The 18,528-nt window shown below is 69.0% G+C and carries 21 protein-coding genes and 2 pseudogenes; 15 read left to right on the top strand and 8 right to left on the bottom strand.

Annotation, left to right across the window (positions count from 1 at the left end):
- Positions 1-23 precede the first annotated feature (23 nt).
- Both BR31_RS0110725 and BR31_RS0110720 read left to right on the top strand, forming a co-directional pair.
- Positions 24-830, top strand: a complete 807-nt coding sequence (locus BR31_RS0110725) for a TrmH family RNA methyltransferase (RefSeq protein ID WP_027500962.1) — start codon at positions 24-26, stop codon at positions 828-830.
- Positions 827-1,102: a DUF2537 domain-containing protein gene (locus BR31_RS0110720; RefSeq protein WP_027500961.1), complete on the top strand. Its 276-nt coding sequence runs from the start codon at positions 827-829 to the stop codon at positions 1,100-1,102. Before BR31_RS0110725 ends, BR31_RS0110720 begins: the two co-directional genes overlap by 4 nt.
- Before the next feature lie 7 nt (positions 1,103-1,109).
- Here BR31_RS0110720 and BR31_RS0110715 read toward each other — a convergent pair whose 3' ends face one another.
- Both BR31_RS0110715 and BR31_RS28205 read right to left on the bottom strand, forming a co-directional pair.
- Positions 1,110-1,844, bottom strand: a complete 735-nt coding sequence (locus tag BR31_RS0110715; RefSeq protein WP_027500960.1) for a DUF6928 family protein — start codon at positions 1,842-1,844, stop codon at positions 1,110-1,112.
- A 24-nt stretch (positions 1,845-1,868) separates the two neighbouring features.
- Positions 1,869-2,582 carry a lysophospholipid acyltransferase family protein gene (locus BR31_RS28205; protein ID WP_051637286.1) on the bottom strand — a complete coding sequence of 238 codons (714 nt, stop codon included), beginning with the start codon at positions 2,580-2,582 and terminating at the stop codon, positions 1,869-1,871.
- A gap of 93 nt (positions 2,583-2,675) precedes the next feature.
- On the opposite strand from BR31_RS28205, the gene BR31_RS0110705 reads away from it, so the two are divergent.
- On the top strand, positions 2,676-3,245 hold the full coding sequence (locus tag BR31_RS0110705) for a TetR/AcrR family transcriptional regulator (protein ID WP_027500959.1): 570 nt from the start codon (positions 2,676-2,678) through the stop codon (positions 3,243-3,245).
- A 3-nt stretch (positions 3,246-3,248) separates the two neighbouring features.
- Here BR31_RS0110705 and BR31_RS0110700 read toward each other — a convergent pair whose 3' ends face one another.
- Positions 3,249-4,310 (bottom strand): alpha/beta fold hydrolase, encoded by a 1,062-nt coding sequence (locus tag BR31_RS0110700; RefSeq protein ID WP_027500958.1) that lies wholly within the window; start codon positions 4,308-4,310, stop codon positions 3,249-3,251.
- An 87-nt stretch (positions 4,311-4,397) separates the two neighbouring features.
- A complete protein-coding gene (gene sepH, locus BR31_RS0110695; protein WP_027500957.1) occupies positions 4,398-5,267 on the bottom strand; it encodes a septation protein SepH in 870 nt (289 codons plus the stop codon).
- A 198-nt stretch (positions 5,268-5,465) separates the two neighbouring features.
- Between sepH and BR31_RS28200 the strand changes: the two genes are divergently transcribed.
- From BR31_RS28200 to BR31_RS31015, 5 genes and pseudogenes are all read left to right on the top strand, one after another.
- Entirely contained in the window at positions 5,466-6,242 is a 777-nt protein-coding gene (locus BR31_RS28200) for a hypothetical protein (protein WP_037176211.1), read from the top strand.
- On the top strand, positions 6,243-6,728 hold the full coding sequence (locus BR31_RS0110685) for a nucleoside deaminase (protein WP_027500956.1): 486 nt from the start codon (positions 6,243-6,245) through the stop codon (positions 6,726-6,728).
- 40 nt (positions 6,729-6,768) lie between these two features.
- Entirely contained in the window at positions 6,769-7,158 is a 390-nt protein-coding gene (locus BR31_RS0110680; RefSeq protein ID WP_037176209.1) for a RidA family protein, read from the top strand.
- Between the two features lie 87 nt (positions 7,159-7,245).
- Positions 7,246-7,383, top strand: coding sequence for a hypothetical protein (locus BR31_RS31860; RefSeq protein ID WP_197023588.1), 138 nt, complete (start codon positions 7,246-7,248; stop codon positions 7,381-7,383).
- Positions 7,384-8,049: 666 nt separating this feature from the next.
- Positions 8,050-8,225 (top strand): annotated as a pseudogene (locus tag BR31_RS31015) (IS256 family transposase); the annotation flags it as partial.
- Between the two features lie 23 nt (positions 8,226-8,248).
- Here the strand turns inward: BR31_RS31015 and BR31_RS0110665 are convergent.
- A complete protein-coding gene (locus BR31_RS0110665) occupies positions 8,249-9,694 on the bottom strand; it encodes a flavin-containing monooxygenase (protein WP_027500953.1) in 1,446 nt (481 codons plus the stop codon).
- Between the two features lie 246 nt (positions 9,695-9,940).
- Here BR31_RS0110665 and BR31_RS0110660 point away from each other — a divergent pair, with 246 nt between their 5' ends.
- Positions 9,941-10,129, top strand: coding sequence for a hypothetical protein (locus BR31_RS0110660; RefSeq protein WP_027500952.1), 189 nt, complete (start codon positions 9,941-9,943; stop codon positions 10,127-10,129).
- Between the two features lie 2 nt (positions 10,130-10,131).
- On the opposite strand, the gene BR31_RS28190 is transcribed toward BR31_RS0110660, so the two are convergent.
- From BR31_RS28190 to BR31_RS0110645, 3 genes are all read right to left on the bottom strand, one after another.
- Positions 10,132-10,662 carry a hypothetical protein gene (locus tag BR31_RS28190; RefSeq protein ID WP_037176205.1) on the bottom strand — a complete coding sequence of 177 codons (531 nt, stop codon included), beginning with the start codon at positions 10,660-10,662 and terminating at the stop codon, positions 10,132-10,134.
- Positions 10,663-10,815: 153 nt separating this feature from the next.
- The gene (gene serC, locus BR31_RS0110650) at positions 10,816-11,931 is read right to left on the bottom strand and encodes a phosphoserine transaminase (protein ID WP_027500951.1); all 1,116 of its coding nucleotides are present in this window, start codon (positions 11,929-11,931) and stop codon (positions 10,816-10,818) included.
- A gap of 51 nt (positions 11,932-11,982) precedes the next feature.
- Positions 11,983-13,107 carry a citrate synthase 2 gene (locus BR31_RS0110645; protein WP_027500950.1) on the bottom strand — a complete coding sequence of 375 codons (1,125 nt, stop codon included), beginning with the start codon at positions 13,105-13,107 and terminating at the stop codon, positions 11,983-11,985.
- A gap of 289 nt (positions 13,108-13,396) precedes the next feature.
- Between BR31_RS0110645 and pdxH the strand changes: the two genes are divergently transcribed.
- The 6 genes and pseudogenes from pdxH (at position 13,397) to BR31_RS32150 (ending at position 18,489) form a co-directional block, all read left to right on the top strand.
- Positions 13,397-14,047, top strand: coding sequence for a pyridoxamine 5'-phosphate oxidase (pdxH, locus tag BR31_RS0110640; protein ID WP_051637299.1), 651 nt, complete (start codon positions 13,397-13,399; stop codon positions 14,045-14,047).
- Entirely contained in the window at positions 14,044-15,321 is a 1,278-nt protein-coding gene (locus BR31_RS0110635; RefSeq protein ID WP_027500948.1) for an MFS transporter, read from the top strand. The genes pdxH and BR31_RS0110635 overlap by 4 nt, the downstream gene beginning before the upstream one ends.
- Before the next feature lie 82 nt (positions 15,322-15,403).
- The gene (locus BR31_RS0110630; protein WP_037176203.1) at positions 15,404-16,351 is read left to right on the top strand and encodes an aldose 1-epimerase family protein; all 948 of its coding nucleotides are present in this window, start codon (positions 15,404-15,406) and stop codon (positions 16,349-16,351) included.
- Positions 16,352-16,462: 111 nt separating this feature from the next.
- Positions 16,463-17,761 carry a citrate synthase gene (locus BR31_RS0110625; RefSeq protein WP_027500946.1) on the top strand — a complete coding sequence of 433 codons (1,299 nt, stop codon included), beginning with the start codon at positions 16,463-16,465 and terminating at the stop codon, positions 17,759-17,761.
- 5 nt (positions 17,762-17,766) lie between these two features.
- Positions 17,767-18,117: pseudogene (locus BR31_RS32155) on the top strand (FKBP-type peptidyl-prolyl cis-trans isomerase); the annotation flags it as partial.
- A gap of 6 nt (positions 18,118-18,123) precedes the next feature.
- A complete protein-coding gene (locus tag BR31_RS32150; protein WP_231496445.1) occupies positions 18,124-18,489 on the top strand; it encodes an FKBP-type peptidyl-prolyl cis-trans isomerase in 366 nt (121 codons plus the stop codon).
- Positions 18,490-18,528: the final 39 nt, after the last annotated feature.

Here is an 18,528-nt window from a genome sequence, read left to right as displayed (position 1 = left end):
GTGGTGTACGGCAGGATGGCGGTGTGGTTCACGTAATCGACATCGACGACCCGGCCGACACCCGCCTGGACGATTTCCGCGACCTGAACTCGTCGGATCGGCGTCCTGACCTGCCGGAGGGCAAGGGCCTGGTGATCGCCGAGGGCGTGCTGGTTGCGCAGCGGCTGCTGGCATCCCGGTTCGAGCCGATCAGCCTGCTCGGCGTGGATCGGCGGCTGAGCGAGCTGGCGGACGACCTCGAGGGCGTCGACGTGCCGTTCTACCGGACCTCCGCCGACGTGATGGCCGAGGTGGTCGGGTTCCACCTCAACCGTGGCGTGCTGGCCGCCGCGCACCGCCCACCCCCGCTGGAGCTGGAGGAGGTGCTGCGAGGCGCGCGCACCGTCGCAGTGCTCGAGGGCGTCAACGACCACGAGAACATCGGCTCGATGTTCCGCAACGCCGCGGGCCTCGGCGTTGACGCCGTCCTTTTCGGTGGCAGCACCGCGGACCCGCTCTACCGGCGGGCCGTGCGCGTGTCGATGGGGCATGTGCTTCGGGTGCCGTTCGCGCGGGTGCCGGAGTGGCCGCGCGGGTTGCATGTGCTCAGGGACAACGGATTTCAGCTCATCTCGCTGACCCCGAATCCGTCAGCGGTGACGCTGGCCGAGGCGATGACGGGGGACAAGGTCGCGCTGCTGCTCGGGGCCGAGGGGCCGGGACTGTCGGAGTACGCGATGCGCAACACCGATGTGCGCGCGCGGATCCCGATGGCGCCGGGAACCGACTCACTGAACGTGGCGACCGCGGCCGCGATGGCGTTCTACGAACGGGTCAGGACGGCCGGGTGAGTGGTCCGGTCGGCGCCCGCACACCGTGGGCCACCGGCCTGTTGGTGTCGGGCTTCGCTGCCGCGCTCACCGGCGTCGGGGTGGCCGCCTGTGGGGCGGCGATGGCGGCGGTGCACCCGCTGCTGGCGCTGGTGGTCAACGTGGTGGTCGCGGTCGGTGTCGCGCCGACGCTGTGGCAGTGGCGGACGGTGCCGGTGTGGCGCTGGGCGGTGCTCGGTGCCGTGGTCGGTGTCGTCGCCGGGTGGATCGCGCTGCTGGCCGGGGCCGGCTGACGCCGGGTCAGTCGAAGCCGAACCCGAACCACTGGCGGATCCCGCGGAAGAATCCGACCCGGGGCGCACCATCGGGCTTCGCGGACAGGACCGCTGGGGGCGGCTCACCCTCCTTGTAGACCGCGAATCCGCAGACGCCGACGGTGGCGGGGTCGATCTCGCCGTCACGGACGGGACCGGTGTAGCGGAACCCGAGCCACTCGGCGTTGGCCGCCTCGGCGAACTCGCCGGGATGGAAGGGCAGCGACTGCGGGTCGGGCAGCACCTCCGCCGGGTAGGCCAGAGGATGTTCACCGGCCCAGAACCCTCGCTCCCACACCAGCGGCAATCCGAAGTCCTCGTAGATGTGCACCGGCGTCGCGCTGAACGAGCGGCGCAGCGCCCCGCGCTCCCAGTACGCGAAAGACGCCCAGGCGGTGTCCGGTTCGGTACACATCAGATACGTGCGCTCGGAAGCCAGTGGGCGAGTCCAGGATTCATCGAGCGTCGACGGCTCGTGCACCGTGAGGTTCGATCCGCACACGACGGTGAGCCCGGGATAGCTGCCCACGTAGACCACGCCGTGCGGCACCCCGGCCGAGGTGGCAAGGGGGCCGGGTTCGAGTGGGGTGATGATCATTTCGGGATAGAGCTTGCCGACCAGTGCGTGCGCCGCATCGGCGTCGGGCTCGGGGTGATCGCGGAGGACGGCCATGGGATCGGGGGCGTCGACGTACCAGATCGTTGATGCTTTGGCCCCCACAGCCTGCACCTCCCTTGTCGTCGCTTACCTGAAAGGGTACGACCTGGGCACGTGTTCGTGTGGGAGCGAAACCCCCACCCGTTGCGCGGCATACGCGTCCACATATTCCTGTTCGGAGTTGGCGAGCAGGGTCCGCATCAGTTCGTCGGTCGCCTCGCGCACCGTCCGTTCGCTCGGGACGGCCGCGTGGTGGTGCGTCAGATCCAGTGGCGGGCACACGGTGATGTGGACCTTGCCGAACCGCCACATCCGGGAACCGATCGGATTGACCGCGGGCGTGCCACGCATCACCACGGGCACGACCGGGGCGCGGGTGGGCAGCGCGACCCGCATGACACCCGTCTTGCCCCGGTGCAGCCGTCCGTCGGGTGAACGGCTGCCCTCGGGGTAGATGCCCCAGATGCCGCCCGCCTCGAGGATCCCGGTCGCGGTCGCCAGTGCGGCCCTGGCCGCGTCCGCGCCGCTGCGGTCGATGGGGACCTGCCCGGTGCAGGAGAAGAACCAGCGCGTGAGCCTGCCCTTGAGCCCGGTGCCGGTGAAGTACTCGCTCTTCGCCACGAAGGTGATGCGTCGACGCACCATGAGGACCAGGAAGAACGAGTCGGCGACGGTCAGGTGGTTGCTCGCGAGGATCACCGGACCGGTGGGCGGAATGTGCTCGGCACCCTCGATCGTCGGTCTGCCGAACAGGCGCAGGACGGGTCCGATCAGGACGTACTTGAACAGCCAGTACCACACAGTTGGCGCTCCCGAGGTGATTGATCGACAGGGCGTAGACATTGTCTACGCGTAGGGGTCCGATACTGCCACCGAGTGTTAGACAATGTCTACGTGGACGACGAACCGCTGCGCGACAAGCTGGTCAGGTGTGGTGTCGAGCTGCTCGAGCGGGAGGGCATCGCGGGGGTGAGCCTGCGCGCGATCACCAGGGCGGCGGAGGTGTCGCACGGCGCCCCGCGCCGGTATTTCCCGACCCACAAGGCGCTGCTCGCGGCGATCGCGGCGGAGGGTCTTGCGGACCTCGCGGTCGCGGTCCGGTCGGCCGGGCTCGACGGCGAGCTATCGGCCAGGGACCGGCTCGTGGCACTCGGGTGGGCCTATGTGCGCTTTGCCGATCGTCGGCGGGCGATGTTCGAGCTGATGTTCCGTCACGACCTGCTCGAGGGCTCGGGCGCGGAACTCCGGCGCACGAGTCTGCCGCTGTTCGAGTCGCTCGTCGCGCTGGTGGACGAGGCGACCGCGGGCAGCGCGGACGCTCGGGAGCGGGCGCTGGGGATCTGGACGGGCCTGCACGGGATGGCCGTGCTGGCGGCCGACCGCGCCCTGCAGGTGATCGGGGACCCGCAGGGCGCGGCCGCCCTCGTCGGGCGGACGGTCGACGCGCACCTCGCCAACGGGTGAGGCTCAGACCAGCTGCGGCGCCGTCTCGCTCAGGAATTCGTCGAGGTGCGCCCAGGTGGTCTGCTTCGCGCCCGGGCCCGCGAGCAGTCCGAGGTGGCTGCCGGGCGCGGTCTCGAAGCGCACCGAGGGCGCCCCGGTCAGCACGTCGGTGATGCGCGCGACGGAGGCGACCGGCGCGATGACGTCGTCGGTGCCGCCGACCGCGAGCACCGGCACCGACAGTGCGGACAGCTCGACCGTGCGGGATCCGAGCCGGAACTGCCCTGCGGTCAGGGTGTTGCCCAGGATCAACTGGGTGCAGACCTGGTGGAAGAACCGGGCCGGGTAGCCGGGCATGGCGGCCATGAACTTGTCGATGGACTCCATCCTGGCCAGGGTCTCGGTGTCGTGCAGGTTGCGTGCGATGAACCACGGCTTGGTCAACTCGCGCTGCAGCGCGGTGACCCGGTAGCTGGCCTGCACCACGGGGGCGGGCAGGCCGCCAAGCGCCCAGGTGGCCGCGGTGAGCGGCCGGTCTCCCGTGATCCGGCCGATGGCCCGCAGCGGCGCGATGGCCGTGATCTCCCGATAGTCGACAGGGGTGCCGATCGCCGAGATGGATCGGATCGGGAGGTCGGCGTGCGCGGCCCCGGTGAGCAGCGAGATCGTCCCGCCCAGGCTCCACCCGATCAGGTCGACGGGTGCGCCGTCGTGCAGCTCGGAGACGTGCCGCACGGCCTCGGGGATGATGTCGTCGACCCAGGCCTCGAAGCCGAGGCCCCGGTCCGCGGAGGTCATGGTGCCGTAGTCGACGAGGTAGGGCGTGCGCCCGCGCTCGAGCAGGTGTGCGGCCAGGCTCTGGCCCTGGCGCAGGTCGTAGCACTGGGCAGGTGCGGCGAGCGGGGGCACCAGCAGGGCCGGGTTGGCGCCGATCTGCGGGCCGAACCGGTACAGGTCGCGGTGCAGGCCCTGGGTGATCTGCTCCGACGGGGTCGGCTCGGCCGCCTGGATCCCGTCGCCGAACGTCAGGCCCCATGCGTTCCGGGTCAGCGTGTTCAGCCGCGGACGCCAGTCGAAATCCAGCACAGTCTTCCCCCTGCTCACTCTGGGCACTTAGTGTTACTCGGCGTAACTCTAAGTGATCCCGGTGGCGGGAGCGGGCCCGGGTATCGGTCAGCCGCGACCGCTGCTGCGCACGCCGAGCAGGACGTCGTCCCAGGACGGCAGGGAGGGCTTGCCGCGCTTGTCCTTGGCGCCCTGGTGCTGCGGCGCCGGCTTCGGCTGGTGCTCCTCGTCCTCGGAGTGGACGATGTCCTCCTCCTCGAAGAGGGAATCCATGGCGCCGGCTTCCAGTGGCTCGGACTCCGCCATCTCTTCTTCGACCTCGGCCTCGATCACGGCTTCGAGGACGGGGGAGTGCGGGTCGTCGGCGGCGATCGGGGCGAGTCCGCGCAGCGGGCGCCCGAAATCGGGGTCGATCAGGTCGGTCGCGGCCGCGTCGAGCGGTGTGATGGTGCCGCCGTGGGAGTCCGGCTGGAAACGCCAGTGCGCCGCATTGCGGGTGCGCCCGGCCTGCCATTCGAGTTGGGCGATCCAGTGGCCCTCGTCGTCGCGCCACGCGTCCCACTGGGCCTCGTCGAGGTTGTGGCCGCGGGCGCGGAAGGCGAGGCCGACGATTTCGGCCAGGGTGAGGACGGTGGGGCCGTTCTCGCGCACCGGGTGACCGGCCTGCGCCATCTCGGCGGCACGCGAGCGTTCGAGCAGCACCGGGTGCGCGAAGCTCTCGATCTTCTTGACCGACACCCCTGCCTCGGTCGCCACCTGCTCGACGGTGGCACCCGCTCGGATGCGGGCCTGGATGTCGCGGGGTCGGATTCGGCTCTCGGTCTCGATCTCGATCTGCCCGAATCGGGCGACGTCGCCCCTCGAGGCGGCGCGAAGCTTGTCGTCGGCGGGAACGCGAAAGCGTTCGCCGCTCTCGTTGTCGGCACACACGATGTGCGTTCCGTCGGGCTCAAGTCCGATCACTCGAAGTTCTCGCACCGTGACCTCCCTCATCGCGTAGCTCGCGATTTCGCCCTTGCCGACTGTAATGGACCCGTGATGGGGGTCGGGTCAGGACACGCCTCGCCCGGTCGACAGGTTTGGTTCGGGGCGCGCTATTGTCTCTGGCCGAAATTCTGTCGGAATCGGGGCTACCCTCAGGAAATCGGGCGTGGTCGGACCGGCGGGGGCAGGGCGATGATCGAAAAGGCTCCGGAGACACGGGCAGGGTCCTCGCCCGCGCGCCGAGCGTGGGATGCGCTCGGGGCGATGCTGGACGGCCCGCTGACCGGGCTCGCCCCGTGGATCGTGCTCGCTGTCGTAGAGGGGCCGGGGCGCCTCGCCTGGGCGGCCGGGATCGCACTGTCCCTTTCGGTGGTGTTCGTCGCGGTCGATCTGCTGCGCGGGCGGTCCCTGAAACTGCTCGGCGTGATCGACGTCGTGTTCTTCGCGGCGCTGTTGGTCCTGCACTTCCTGCTCGACGACGCGGGGCAGGACTGGATGGAGACCTGGATCGGCGAGATCGCGAACATCACGCTGGTCGTCATCGCGGTCGGCTCGATGCTGGCCCGGATGCCGTTCACCATCCAGTACGCGCGCGAGGAGGTGGACGAGCAGTACTGGCAGACGCCGCGGTTCCTGCGGATCAACTACGTGATCACCGGCGTGTGGGCCGCGGCCTTCCTGGTCGCCGCGATCGCCGGGTTCTACGGCGATGCGGTGCTGCGCGACAGCGACAACCTGTGGACGGGGTGGGTGATCCAGACCGCGGCGATGCTGATCGCGCTGCAGTTCTCGGCCTGGTATCCGGAGGATCCGCGGCCACCGCTCCGCGCGTTGCTCGCCCCGCTGGCGGTGTGGCTGATCCCGGTCGGCATCCTGATCCTGACCGCCGACGACGGCCCCGGCTGGTTGGGATACACCTTCATCGCGGCGGGGATCGCCGCACAGGCGTTTCTGCGAAAGGATGAGTAGATGACTGGCCTCGATGCCGATGACCTCGCACTCCTGCGCAGGGCGATCGAGCTCGCGAACGAGACCGGGGAGGCGGGCAACCGCCCATTCGGTGCGGTGGCGGTCGGCGCGGACGGCGAGGTGATCAGCGAGGGTGCCAATTCCGTGGCCACCTCCGGCGACGTGACCGAGCACGCGGAGCTCGACGCCATCACCACCGCCTGCGCGGAGGGCCGCACGGACGACCTGGTCGGCAGCACCGTGTACGCGAGCGGGGAGCCGTGCCCGATGTGCAGCGCGGCGATGGTGTGGGCGGGGGTGAGCCGGGTGGTGTTCGCGGCCTCGGCGGCGGAGTTCGGCGCGATCCTCGAGGGTGGACCGCGGTTCGGGCTCGGGTGCGCGGATGTCATCGCGTCCGCCGATGCCGGCATCGAGGTGAGTGGACCCAACCTCGGGGACGAGGCGCTCGACCCGTTCCGGCGTTTCGTGGCGGCGAACCCGGACTAGCCTGCGGAAGGCGACTCGGCGGCCTGACAGAATCAGCGCCATGTCGAATCGAAACAACATCTCGTCCGGCTCCGACTGGGAGTCGAAGATCGGATACTCGCGGGCTGTCCGCATCGGCCAGCAGGTCTCGGTGTCCGGTACCACCGCGTCGGGCCCCGACGGCCCGGTCGGCGGCGACAGCCTCGCCGAGCAGACCCGTGAGGCGGTCAGCCGGGTCGTCGCGGCCCTCGCCGAGGCGGGCGCGAAGCCCGAGGACGTCATCCGCACCCGGATCTACCTCACGGACATGAGCCGCTGGGAAGAGGCCGGTCTCGCGCACGGTGAGGTCTTCGGCGAGATCCGTCCCGCCACCACGATTCTCGAGGTGAGCGCGCTCATCGATCCCGCCCTGCTGGTCGAGATCGAGGCCGACGCCATCATCGCGGAGTAGATCTCCACTCGCTGCACCAGGTCAGCCCCCGACGTGATGCCGGGGGCTGACCTGTTTCCGCGCCAGGCGTCAGAAGGGTGGGGGTTGGTGGCGCAGGCGCTCGCCCAGGATTGCTTCATGTTCGGCGTGGTGGGCGCGCAGTTGTGCGCATCGGGCGAGGTGGTCGGGTCGTTGATGGTGGGGAGCGTCGGGGATAGGTCGTCGGGTTTCGTGTGGGTTTCTTGATCCGGCTGCTGGGAAGCTGTTCGGCTGGGAGCGGCATGGTGATGCCGATCCGTACGCGCCAATCCCGGTGATGAAATCGTCGTCGAGGCGGACGACGCCTTTCGTTGTGTTCAACGAATCGACAAGTGCCGCAAGGAATTATCGTTCTGTGCTCCGAAACGGCCTGTGGACAGTAGAGTGGCGCGCGAGCGGCGAAGCCAACGCTTGCGACGGGTCCTCTTCTCTATGTTCAATGAACGGAGTTTCGTAAATGCGCGGTCCAATCATCGGTCGTATCGCATCCGCGGTCGTTGCCTCTGCCGTACTCACCGGTGTCCTCGTCGCAGGATCTGGCGTTGCCGCCGCTATTCCTGCCGACGCTGTCCCGTCCTCCGGTTCCCTCGGCTTCACTCCCGCCGACCCGCCCGCGGGCGGGTCCCTCGAAGCGGTCGGATCCAGCGCCATTCCCGTTCTCCCTCCCTTTTACGACGAATTTGTCGTATTTGCCGGTGAATTCTTGGCCGAACTCCCGTTAGGGAGTCTTTTCCCCGACACCTGCGGCGGCTTCTGCCCGGGACAGGGGTGACCTTCCGCTCATTCTTTGGTGACAGACGGGACTGTCTGATTAGCGGTTGATCCGGCATCTGGCCCGACACGCCGAGCGCAGCTTGGAGGGGAGGCGAGATCATGGCCGAAACACACGATTCCATGGATCAGTCGAAGATCGATCGCCAGGAACTGTCGCAGCAGCTGTTGGCGCAGGCCAAGGCCGACGGTGTCGAGGTGGTTGGGCCGAACGGGCTACTCAACAGTTGACGGCGAACGTCCTCGAGACGGCACTCGAAGCAGAGACCAAGTCACACTGCTCTGATCTCCGTTCGGGAAGTCAGGAGCTGAACTGCATCGCGTCGTCCTCGAGCCGGCCGTGCCGCAGCGTCACCACATCGTGCGCGTAGCTCATGCCGAGCTGCCACGGCGCCTTGGTGCCGGTCCTGGGGAACTCGTCGATCGAGCGCTGGACGTAGCCGGCGGCGAAATCGAGCAGCGGCCGGGTGGTCGGTGCCGGGTCGTCGTTGGTCGGCACGCACACCGTGTGACCCTGCCGGTCCATGTGCGCGAGCAGCCTGCACACGTAGTCGGCGACGAGGTCGGCCTTGAGCGTCCATGACGCGTTGGTGTAGCCGACCGTGAAGGCGAAGTTGGGCACGTCGCTGAGCATCATGCCCTTGTACGCGAGGGTGTCCGGCAGCGACACCTCGCGGCCGTCGACGGTGAACTCGATCCCGCCGAACGCGAGCAGGTTCAGGCCGGTTGCGGTCACGATCACGTCCGCCGCGAGTTCCTGGCCGGACTCGAGTTCGAGTCCCCGCTCGGTGAAGGTGGCGATCCGGTCGGTGACCACCGATGCCCTGCCGTGCCGGATGGCCCGGAACAGGTCGCCGTCCGGCACCAGGCACATCCGCTGATCCCAGGGGTTGTAGCTCGGCGTGAAGTGGGTGTCGATGTCGTATCCGGCGGGCAGAGCGCGCTGCTGGGCCCTCCGGAGGTACCACTTGACCAGGCGCGGCTGCCGCTGGCTGAGCTGGTAGGTGATGGTGGAGAACGCGACGTTCTTCCATCGGGCGATCGGGTAGGAGAGCCTGTCGCCGAGCAGTCGCCGCAGCCCGTTGGTGGTCGGGTCCTTGGCGGGCAGGGCGGCGATGTAGGTGGGGGAGCGCTGCAGCATCGTCACGTGCTCGGCCCGGTCGGACATCGACGGCACCAGGGTGACGGCGGTGGCGCCGCTGCCGATGACGACCACCTTCTTGCCGGTGTAGTCGAGGTCCTCGGGCCAGTGCTGGGGGTGCACGATCCGGCCCTGAAAGCGGTCGGTGCCTTCGAACTTCGGCGTGAATCCCTGGTCGTAGCGGTAGTAACCGCTGCAGACGTACAGGAAGTCGCAGGTGACCGTGACGGTGTCGTCCCCGTGGGTCGCGTCGACGGTCCACCTGGCGTCCGCGCTCGACCACCGGGCGCGCACCACGCGGTGTCCGAAGCGGATCTGCTTGTCGATGCCTGCCTCGCGGGCGGTGTCGCGGACGTACTCCAGGATGGCGGGGCCGTCCGCGATCGACTTCTCGTCCGTCCACGGCCGGAACCGATAGCCGAGGGTCTGCATGTCGGAGTCCGACCGGATCCCGGGGTATCGGAACAGGTCCCAGGTGCCCCCGATGGCGTCGCGCGACTCGAAGATCGCGAACGATCGGGCGGGGAACTTGGCCTGGATCCGGTGGGCTGCGCCGATCCCGGACAGTCCGGCACCGACGATCAGCACGTCGATGTGTTCGGTCACGGCGGACCTCCTCGGAGAGGGTCAATGTATGTGTAACCAAGGGTACCGTATAGGCTGCGGTTTCGAAATGGTGGGCAGTCGGCGCCGACTGGTCAATCGGCCGCCTACCAGCAGGTATTTGCCTGTGATTGACGACACAACTATTGACGCAAGGCCTCTTGCGAGCCTTTACTTAGGCAGCCCTAATGTAGGGCACGCTAAGTCTTCCCCTGTCGTGTTAGCCGTAGTTGTCAGGATCGATCTCCCATGTACGACATCTTCACCCTGGCCCGTGCGGCCGACGCCGTTGCCGACCTGTTCGACGACCCGACATTCCTCGCCGACACGGCCCGCCGCGCCTCCGCGGAGGAGGCAACAGCCTTCTCCGCGTTGCTCGAGGCGGCGGGCCGCGACGACATCCGAGCGAGTTTCCTGACCACGATCACCGGGCCATAGGGCTACCCACCCGCGCCGTTGTTCGGGTTGGTGCAGATGGTGCCCTCACAGGGGACGTCGGTGCCGTCGCCGTTCGGGTTCTGCATCACCGCGCCGCCGTTCTGCTGCGGGTCGGTCCCGGCGCCGTGGTCCGGGTTGGTGCAGATGGTGCCCTCACACGGGACGTACTTCCCGCTGCCGTCGGGGTGCGGGATGGCGTCCGGCGCCACGTAGCTGCCGATGGGGCACCCCGGATCCTGGTTGCGCGCACAGTATTCGGTGCTCAGGTTGTTGCCGGTGGAGCCGTCCGCGCCGACGGGTCCCGGCGCAGGCGACACCACCGGTGCGGGCGAGACCGCGCCGGGCGACACGGGAACGACCACCGGCGGCAGTGCTGCCGGGCTCGCGGCCGCGGCCGTGGTGGTCGGCGCGGTGGTGGTCGACGTCGCCGCCGAAGTCGTGGTCGTGGACGTGTCAGAGGAGTCGCTCCCACATCCCGCGGCGAACGCGGTCAGGGTGAGTGCGGCGAGGACGACGAAACTGCGTTTGAACATGAAACGATTCCCTCCCAATCGATGTCAGTCGCTGCCGATCCTGTCATCGTCGGGCCGAGATGTGCGCCAAGTCGCCGCGAGAGCAACCCGCGTCACAAAGCAGTCAGCCCCCGGCAGGGAGTGCCGGGGGCTGACCTATGTGCTGGGTTCGACTCAGAGCTGGCCGACGACCCAGTCGATGCTCTTGGTCAGCGCGGTGACGTCCTCGGGGTCGATCGCCGGGAACATGCCGACGCGCAGCTGGTTGCGGCCGAGCTTGCGGTACGGCTCGGTGTCCACGATCCCATTGGCGCGCAGGATCTTCGCCACCGCGGCGGCGTCGATCTTGTCGTCGAAGTCGATGGTGCCGACGACCTGCGAGCGGTGCGCCGGATCGGCGACGAACGGGGTGGCGAACTCGCTGGCCTCGGCCCAGTTGTACAGGCGCGAGGACGAATCGGCGGTGCGCTTGGTGGCCCAGTCCAGGCCGCCGTTGCTGTTCATCCACTCGATCTGGTTCGCGAACAGCAGCAGGGTGGCCAGCGCGGGCGTGTTGTACGTCTGGTCCTTCGAGCTGTTGTCCACCGCGATCGGCAGCGACAGGAAGTCCGGGGTCCAGCGGCCCGTGGACTTGATCTCCTCGACGCGGGCAAGGGCCGCCGGGCTCATGATCGCGATCCACAGCCCGCCGTCGGAGGCGAAGCACTTCTGCGGGGCGAAGTAGTAGACGTCCGAGTCGGCGATGTTCACCGGCAGGCCGCCTGCACCGGAGGTGGCGTCGATCGCGATGAGCGCGTTCTCCGAGCCGGCCGGACGCGACACGGGGATCGCGACACCGGTGGAGGTCTCGTTGTGGGCCCAGCCGATGAGGTCGACCGACGGGTCCGACACGGGCGCGGGCGCGCTGCCCGGCTCGGCCGAGACGACGATCGGGTCACCGATGAACGGGTTGGCCTTGGCCACCGACGCGAACTTGGAGCTGAACTCGCCGTTGGTCAGGTGCAGCGACTTCTCGCGGATCAGGCCGAACGCGGCCGCGTCCCAGAACGCCGTGGTGCCACCGTTGCCGAGCACCACCTCGTAGCCCTCGGGCAGCGAGAAGAGGTCGGCCAGGCCGGAACGCACCCGGGCGACGACGTCCTTGACCGGCTTCTGGCGGTGGCTGGTGCCGAACACCGAGGCGCCCACGTCCACGAGCGACTGGAGCTGCTCGGGGCGGACCTTGGACGGTCCGCAACCGAATCGGCCATCGACGGGCTTGAGGTCGGCGGGGATGATCGGGGTGGTCATCGGTTCGAGTTCCTTCTCGTTTTGGTGATGCGAACGGGTAGAGGGCCCGAATCAGCCTGCGATCTGGTCCCAGCCCTGGACGGACTCGGGGGTGCGGGGCTCGGGTCCGGTGTAGATGGCGGCCGGGCGGACCAGCTTGCCGAGACGCTTCTGCTCCATGATGTGCGCACACCAGCCTGCGGTGCGGCCACAGGTGAACATCGCGGGCATCATGTGCGCCGGGACCTCGGCGAAGTCGAGGATGACGGCGGCCCAGAACTCGACGTTCGTCTCGATCGCGCGGTCGGGGCGACGCTCGCGCAGCTCGGCGAGGGCGGCCTGCTCGAGCGCGGCGGCGGCCTCGTAGCGGGGCGCGTTCAGGCGCTTGGCGGTGGCGCGGAGCACGCGGGCGCGGGGGTCCTCGGCGCGGTACACGCGGTGCCCGAAGCCCATCAGCTTTTCCTTGCGGTCCAGGATGCCCTTGACCAGCGCGCGGGCGTCGCCGCTCTTCTCGGTCTCCTCGATCATCGGGAGGACGCGGGCGGGGGCGCCGCCGTGCAGCGGGCCGGACATCGCGCCGATGGCGCCGGAGAGCGAGGCCGCGACGTCGGCGCCGGTGGAGGCGATGACCCGGGCGGTGAAGGTGGAGGCGTTCATGCCGTGCTCGGCGGCGGAGACCCAGTACGCGTCGATGGCCTCGGTGTGCGCCGGGTCCGGGTCACCCTTCCAGCGGGTCATGAAACGTGCGGTGACGGTGGGGCATTCGTCGATGACCTTCTGCGGCACGGCAGGCTGGTAGACGCCGCGGGCCGACTGCGCCACGTAGGACAGCGCCATCACCGAGGCACGCGCGAGCTGCTCGCGGGCGGTGTCGTCGTCGATGTCGAGCAGCGGCTGGTATCCCCAGATCGGCGCGAGCATGGCCAGGCCGGCCTGCACGTCGACGCGGACGTCGCCGGTGTGGATCGGCAGCGGGAACGGCTCGGCGGGCGGCAGGCCCTGGCCGAACTGGCCGTCGACGAGCAGGGCCCAGACGTCGCCGAAGGTGACGCCGCGAGCGACCAGGTCCTCGATGTCGACCCCGCGGTAGCGCAGCGCGCCACCGTCCTTGTCAGGCTCGGCGATGTCGGTGGTGAAGGCGACGACGCCCTCGAGACCGCTGACAAAATCCTCGGGTACTGCCGCGCTCGCTGCCATTGCTCGTGGACTCTCCTCGTCGTCTTCGGTATTCGCCCGGTCCGGGCTGCTCCGCCTAAGTCATCGCCGTCGTGCGGGGCGCATGCATGGTGTGCAGGCTCTGCGCCGCCGTGACTGGTAGCCCTGCGTCGCGGGAATCGCGGGTGCGATCCATGGTCGACAGGGTGGGTCAGGTCAAACTCTAGCCCGTTGCGTGGCGTGGGTGAGCGGCACATACCCGGGAGTAACGTCATCGGCTGTGTCACCCGATTCCGAGCCCGAGTCCGCCGCGAACCCCGATCTCGCCGCGATGCGGGTCGGCTATGCGCACCAGGACCCGAATCCTGCTGTGCCGGAGGGCAATCTCGGTGCGGGATCGCTGCGCGGAGGGTGGTACCCGCTGCTGCGCCGGTGGCTGGACCAGGCCCGCTCGTCGGGTATCGCCGAGCCCAACGCGATGGTGCTGGCCACGGTCGACGCGGCGGGCAGGCCCGCCTCGCGGACGGTGCTGTGCAAGGGGCTCTCCGAGGACGGGCTGGTGTTCTACACCAACTACGAGTCGAACAAGGCGCGCGAACTGGCCGCCTCCCCCTATGCGTCGGCGACCTTCTCCTGGATCGCGTTCGCCCACCAGGTGACCGTCAGGGGATCGGTCGCCCGGGTGGACCCGACGGTGACCGAGAAGTACTGGCGCACCCGGCCGCGCGGATCCCAGCTCGGGGCCTGGGCCTCGCGCCAGTCGAGTCCCATCGACTCGCGTGCCGCGCTCGAGGCGCAGCTCGCCGAGGTCACGGCCAGGTTCGCCGACGTCGACGACGTGCCGGTGCCCCCGAACTGGGGCGGCTTCCTGCTCCGGCCGGACAGCGTCGAGTTCTGGCAGGGCAGGGCGAACCGGATGCACAACCGGGTGAAGACCACGCTGACGGACGGCGTCTGGACCGCGGAGCGACTGCAGCCTTGACCGAGGTCACCCGCAGGCGGCTGCTGGCCGACGTCACGCCGCTGCAGAACCAGGACTTCCGTCGGCTGTGGCTGGCGAGCATCGTCACCGTGATCGGCGCCCAGATCAGCGTCGTGCTGGTGCCGCTCCAGGTCTACGAGATCACCAGGAGCTCGGCATATGTCGGATTGACCGGCCTGTTCGGGCTGGTCCCGCTCGTTGTCTTCGGGCTGTGGGGCGGCGCGCTCGCCGATGTGATGGACCGCCGCAGGCTGATGACGATCACGACGATCGGGCTCGCGGTCACCTCGGTGCTGTTCTGGGTGCAGGCCGCGGCAGGGGTGAACAACGTCTGGCTGGTGCTGGCGCTCTTCTCGCTGCAGCAGGCGTTCTTCGCGGTGAACTCGCCGACCCGCAATGCGATCATCCCGCGCCTGCTGCCCTCGCGGGCACTGCCTGCCGCCAACTCGCTCACGATGACGGTCTTCCAGTTCGGCGCGATCGCGGGCCCGCTGCTGGCGGGCGTGCTCGTTCCGTTGACCGGGCTGGCGGTGCTCTACCTGGTCGACGCGATCGCGCTGATGGCGACGCTGTGGGCGGTGTTGCGGTTGCCCGCGCTGCCGCCGACCGGCCCGACCACAAGGGCAGGGCTCCGAGCGGTGCTCGACGGCTTCGCGTACCTGTCCACGCAGAAGGTGCTGCTCGCGTCGTTCGTCGTCGACATCATTGCGATGGTCTTCGGCATGCCGAGGGCGCTGTTCCCCCAGATCGCGCACGAGAGCTTCGGCGACCCGCTGAGCGGCGGTGCCGCGCTCGGCCTGCTGTTCGCGGCCATGTCGGCCGGCGCCGTGCTCGGCGGCGTGTTCTCCGGCTGGCTGCCGGGGGTCAGGTACCAGGGCAGGGCCGTGGTGGCCTGCATCGTGGCGTGGGGCCTGGCGATGGTGGGCTTCGGTGTCGCGGTCGGGTTCGCCACCCCGGACGGCGGCCCGGTGCTGCTGTGGGTCGCCCTCGGCTTCCTCGCGTTCGGCGGTGCCGTTGACATGGTCTCGGCCGCGTTCCGCAGCACGATGCTCCAGCAGGTGGCGACCGACGAGATGCGCGGACGGCTGCAGGGGGTGTTCATCGTGGTGGTCGCGGGCGGGCCGCGGATCGGCGACGTCCTGCACGGCGCGGCGGCCTTCGCCTTCGGCACGGCCGTCGCCGCGGCTGGCGGCGGGGTGCTGGTGGTGATCGGCGTCGGGCTGGCCTGTCTCGCGTTCCCGATGTTCCTGCGGTACCGGGTGCGGCGCGACTGATCGTCCGGGGCGGCGGCTTTGGCGGGATGGGTGCCGTCGCGCGCCGATTGGTGGACACTGTGTGCCATGTGCGAGTCGTGTCATGTCTGAGTCCGTCAACGGCGCCGTTCGCTCGTCCGGTGTGCGCAGCTTCAAGATCGAGCACGGTGACTACCGCGCCGAGGTCGTCTCCCGTGGGGCCGGACTCCGGCTGCTCGAGATCGGCGGCAGGCCGCTCACCGAGACATCGCCTGCAGGGGAGAAGCCGCCGCTGTCCGCCGGGCTGGTGCTCGCGCCGTGGCCGAACCGGATTCGCGACGGCTACTTCATCTTCGACGGCGTCGAACACCAGCTGGCGATCACCGAACCCGCCAGGAACAACGCGATCCACGGGCTGGTGCGCCGCGACGACTGGGAGCTCGAGGAGCACACCCCGACCCGGGTGCGGCAGAGCATCCGCCTCGGCCTGCACAAGGGCTGGCCCTACCCGCTGCAGCTGACGACCACGCACGAGCTGGGCCCGGCGGGCCTGACCGTCACGCACACGGCCGCCAACATCGGAGCGATGCCCGCGCCGTTCGGGATGGGCGTGCACACCTTCGTCCGGGCGGGCGACACCCCGCTCGACGAGTGCACTCTGCGGCTGACCGCGGGCACCAGGCTGCCGCTGGACCAGGAGCGGATGCTGCCGGTGGGCAACTCCGAGTCCGTCCACGGCACCGACTTCGACTTCACCGCACCGCGCTCGCTCGACGGGGTCTGGCTCGACACGCCGTTCAGCTCGATCGTCCCAGATCCGGACGGCCGTGCCCGGCACGAACTGCGCGCGCCGGACGGGTCGGGCGCGGTGCTGTGGACCGACCGCCAGTTCGGTTGGATCCAGGTGTTCACGGCGGATCCGGAGCGCGGCCAGGGCTATCCGGGCCGCGGCCGTGCCCTGGCGATCGAACCGATGACCTGCCCGCCGGACGCGTTCAATTCGGGCATCGACCAGGTGGTCCTCCGGCCAGGCGAGACCTGGACGGGGGCCTGGGGTCTCGGCGCGCTGTAGTGGTGAATCCCACTCGGCGCGGACCCTCCCTGGGCAAGTTGGCGTAACAGAGACTAGGTTCTATCCGACTGATAGTGCTACTCGCTGATCCGAGTTTGAGAGGGATCCTTCGTGCCCGCTGCCGATGACACCACACCGACGCTCAGCTACCCCGGTGGCGAACATGCGATGACGATTGCCCGAGCAACTGAGGGCAATGACGGCATCGAGCTGGGCAAGCTCCTGTCCGCGACCGGGTACACCACCCTGGATCCCGGATTCGTCAACACCGCCTCCACCAAGTCGGCGATCACCTACATCGACGGCGAACAGGGAATCCTGCGTTACCGCGGCTACCCGATCGAGCAGCTCGCGGAGGGCTCGACCTTCCTCGAGGTCAGCTACCTGCTGATCTACGGCGAGCTGCCCTCGGTCGACGAGCTGGCCGCCTTCACGACCCGCATCCAGCGCCACACGCTGCTGCACGAGGACCTCAAGCGGTTCTTCGACGGCTTCCCGCGCAACGCGCACCCGATGCCCGTGCTGTCCTCCGCGGTCAACGCGCTGTCCGCGTACTACCAGGACTCGCTCGACCCCGACGATCCGGAGCAGGTGGAGCTGTCCACCACCCGTCTGCTCGCGAAGATGCCGACCATCGCGGCCTACGCGTACAAGAAGTCCGTCGGGCAGCCGTTCCTGTACCCGGACAACTCCCTCTCGCTCGTGGAGAACTTCCTGCGTATGACGTTCGGCTTCCCGGCCGAGCCGTACGAGGTCGATCCCGAGATCGCCAAGGCCCTCGACATGCTGCTGATCCTGCATGCGGATCACGAGCAGAACTGCTCCACCTCGACGGTCCGGATGGTCGGCTCGTCGGACGCGAACCTGTTCACGTCCGTCTCCGCCGGCATCAACGCGCTGTGGGGCCCGCTGCACGGCGGCGCCAACCAGGCCGTGCTCGAGATGCTCGACGAGATCAAGGCGAACGGTGGCGACGCCAAGGAGTTCGTCCGCAAGGTCAAGAACAAGGAAGACGGCGTGAAGCTCATGGGCTTCGGTCACCGCGTCTACCGCAACTACGACCCGCGCGCGGCCCTGGTCAAGAAGGCCGCGGACACCATCCTGAGCAAGCTCGGTGGCGACGACGAACTGCTCGACATCGCCAAGTCCCTCGAGGAAACGGCGCTCACCGATGACTACTTCATCGAGCGCAAGCTGTACCCGAACGTCGACTTCTACACCGGCCTGATCTACCGGGCGATGGGCTTCCCGACCCGCATGTTCACCGTGCTGTTCGCGATGGGCCGGCTGCCCGGCTGGATCGCGCACTGGCGCGAGATGCACGAGGACCCGGCCACCAAGATCGGCCGCCCGCGTCAGATCTACACCGGTTACACCGAGCGCAACTACATCGATCTGGGAAGCAGGTGACTCGGATGAGTGACGAGCCCGTGATCGAGTTCCAGGACGGCCCCCCGCCGACCGAGCTCGTGATCAAGGACATCACCGTAGGCGACGGCGCGGAGGCCACCCCCGGCGCCAAGGTCGAGGTCCACTACCTCGGGGTGGAGTTCGAGTCCGGCGAGGAGTTCGACTCCTCGTGGAGTCGCGGCGAGTCGATCAACTTCCCGCTGTCCGGCCTCATCGCCGGCTGGCAGGAGGGCATCCCCGGCATGAAGGTCGGCGGGCGCAGGCAGCTCACCATCCCGCCGGAGCTGGCCTACGGTCCGGCCGGTGCCGGGCACCAGCTCTCGGGCAAGACCCTGGTCTTCGTCATCGACCTGCTCGATGTCGTGGTTCCGCCCGCCGCACCGGAGATCGAGCCGGCCACCGGCCCGGCCCCGGCCGAGCTGGTCATCGAGGACATCACCGTCGGCGACGGCGCGGAGGCGCAGCCCGGTGGGGTCGTCGACGTCCACTACCACGGCGTCGAGTACGACACGAACAAGGTGTTCGACTCCTCGTTCCAGCGTGGCGAGTCCGTGAAGTTCCCGCTCGGCCGGCTGATCCCCGGTTGGCAGGAGGGCATCCCCGGCATGAAGGTCGGCGGTCGCCGCAAGCTGACCGTGCCGCCGGAGCTCGCCTACGGTCCGGCCGGCTCGGGTCACCCGCTCGGCGGCAAGACCCTGGTCTTCGTCATCGACCTGCTGGACACCTAGTAGATCTTCGCCTCGAAGGGCCCCGTATCGCGTTGCGGT

The organism is Rhodococcus sp. UNC363MFTsu5.1, from assembly GCF_000686785.1.
Classification (GTDB): domain Bacteria; phylum Actinomycetota; class Actinomycetes; order Mycobacteriales; family Mycobacteriaceae; genus Rhodococcus_G; species Rhodococcus_G maanshanensis.
Note: the sequence above shows the minus strand (reverse complement) of the source record. Positions and strands in the feature narration are given on the sequence as shown.

Bases quoted from the DNA above. Each gene is read 5' to 3' on its own strand.
- BR31_RS28200 (WP_037176211.1), top strand. From the start codon at position 5,466: ATGATCGAAAAGGCTCCGGAGACACGGGCAGGGTCCTCGCCCGCGCGC.
- BR31_RS0110685 (WP_027500956.1), top strand. From the start codon at position 6,243: ATGACTGGCCTCGATGCCGATGACCTCGCACTCCTGCGCAGGGCGATC.
- BR31_RS0110680 (WP_037176209.1), top strand. From the start codon at position 6,769: ATGTCGAATCGAAACAACATCTCGTCCGGCTCCGACTGGGAGTCGAAG.
- BR31_RS0110660 (WP_027500952.1), top strand. From the start codon at position 9,941: ATGTACGACATCTTCACCCTGGCCCGTGCGGCCGACGCCGTTGCCGAC.
- BR31_RS28190 (WP_037176205.1), bottom strand. From the start codon at position 10,662: ATGTTCAAACGCAGTTTCGTCGTCCTCGCCGCACTCACCCTGACCGCG.
- serC (WP_027500951.1), bottom strand. From the start codon at position 11,931: ATGACCACCCCGATCATCCCCGCCGACCTCAAGCCCGTCGATGGCCGA.
- BR31_RS0110645 (WP_027500950.1), bottom strand. From the start codon at position 13,107: ATGGCAGCGAGCGCGGCAGTACCCGAGGATTTTGTCAGCGGTCTCGAG.
- pdxH (WP_051637299.1), top strand. From the start codon at position 13,397: ATGCGGGTCGGCTATGCGCACCAGGACCCGAATCCTGCTGTGCCGGAG.
- BR31_RS0110630 (WP_037176203.1), top strand. From the start codon at position 15,404: ATGTCTGAGTCCGTCAACGGCGCCGTTCGCTCGTCCGGTGTGCGCAGC.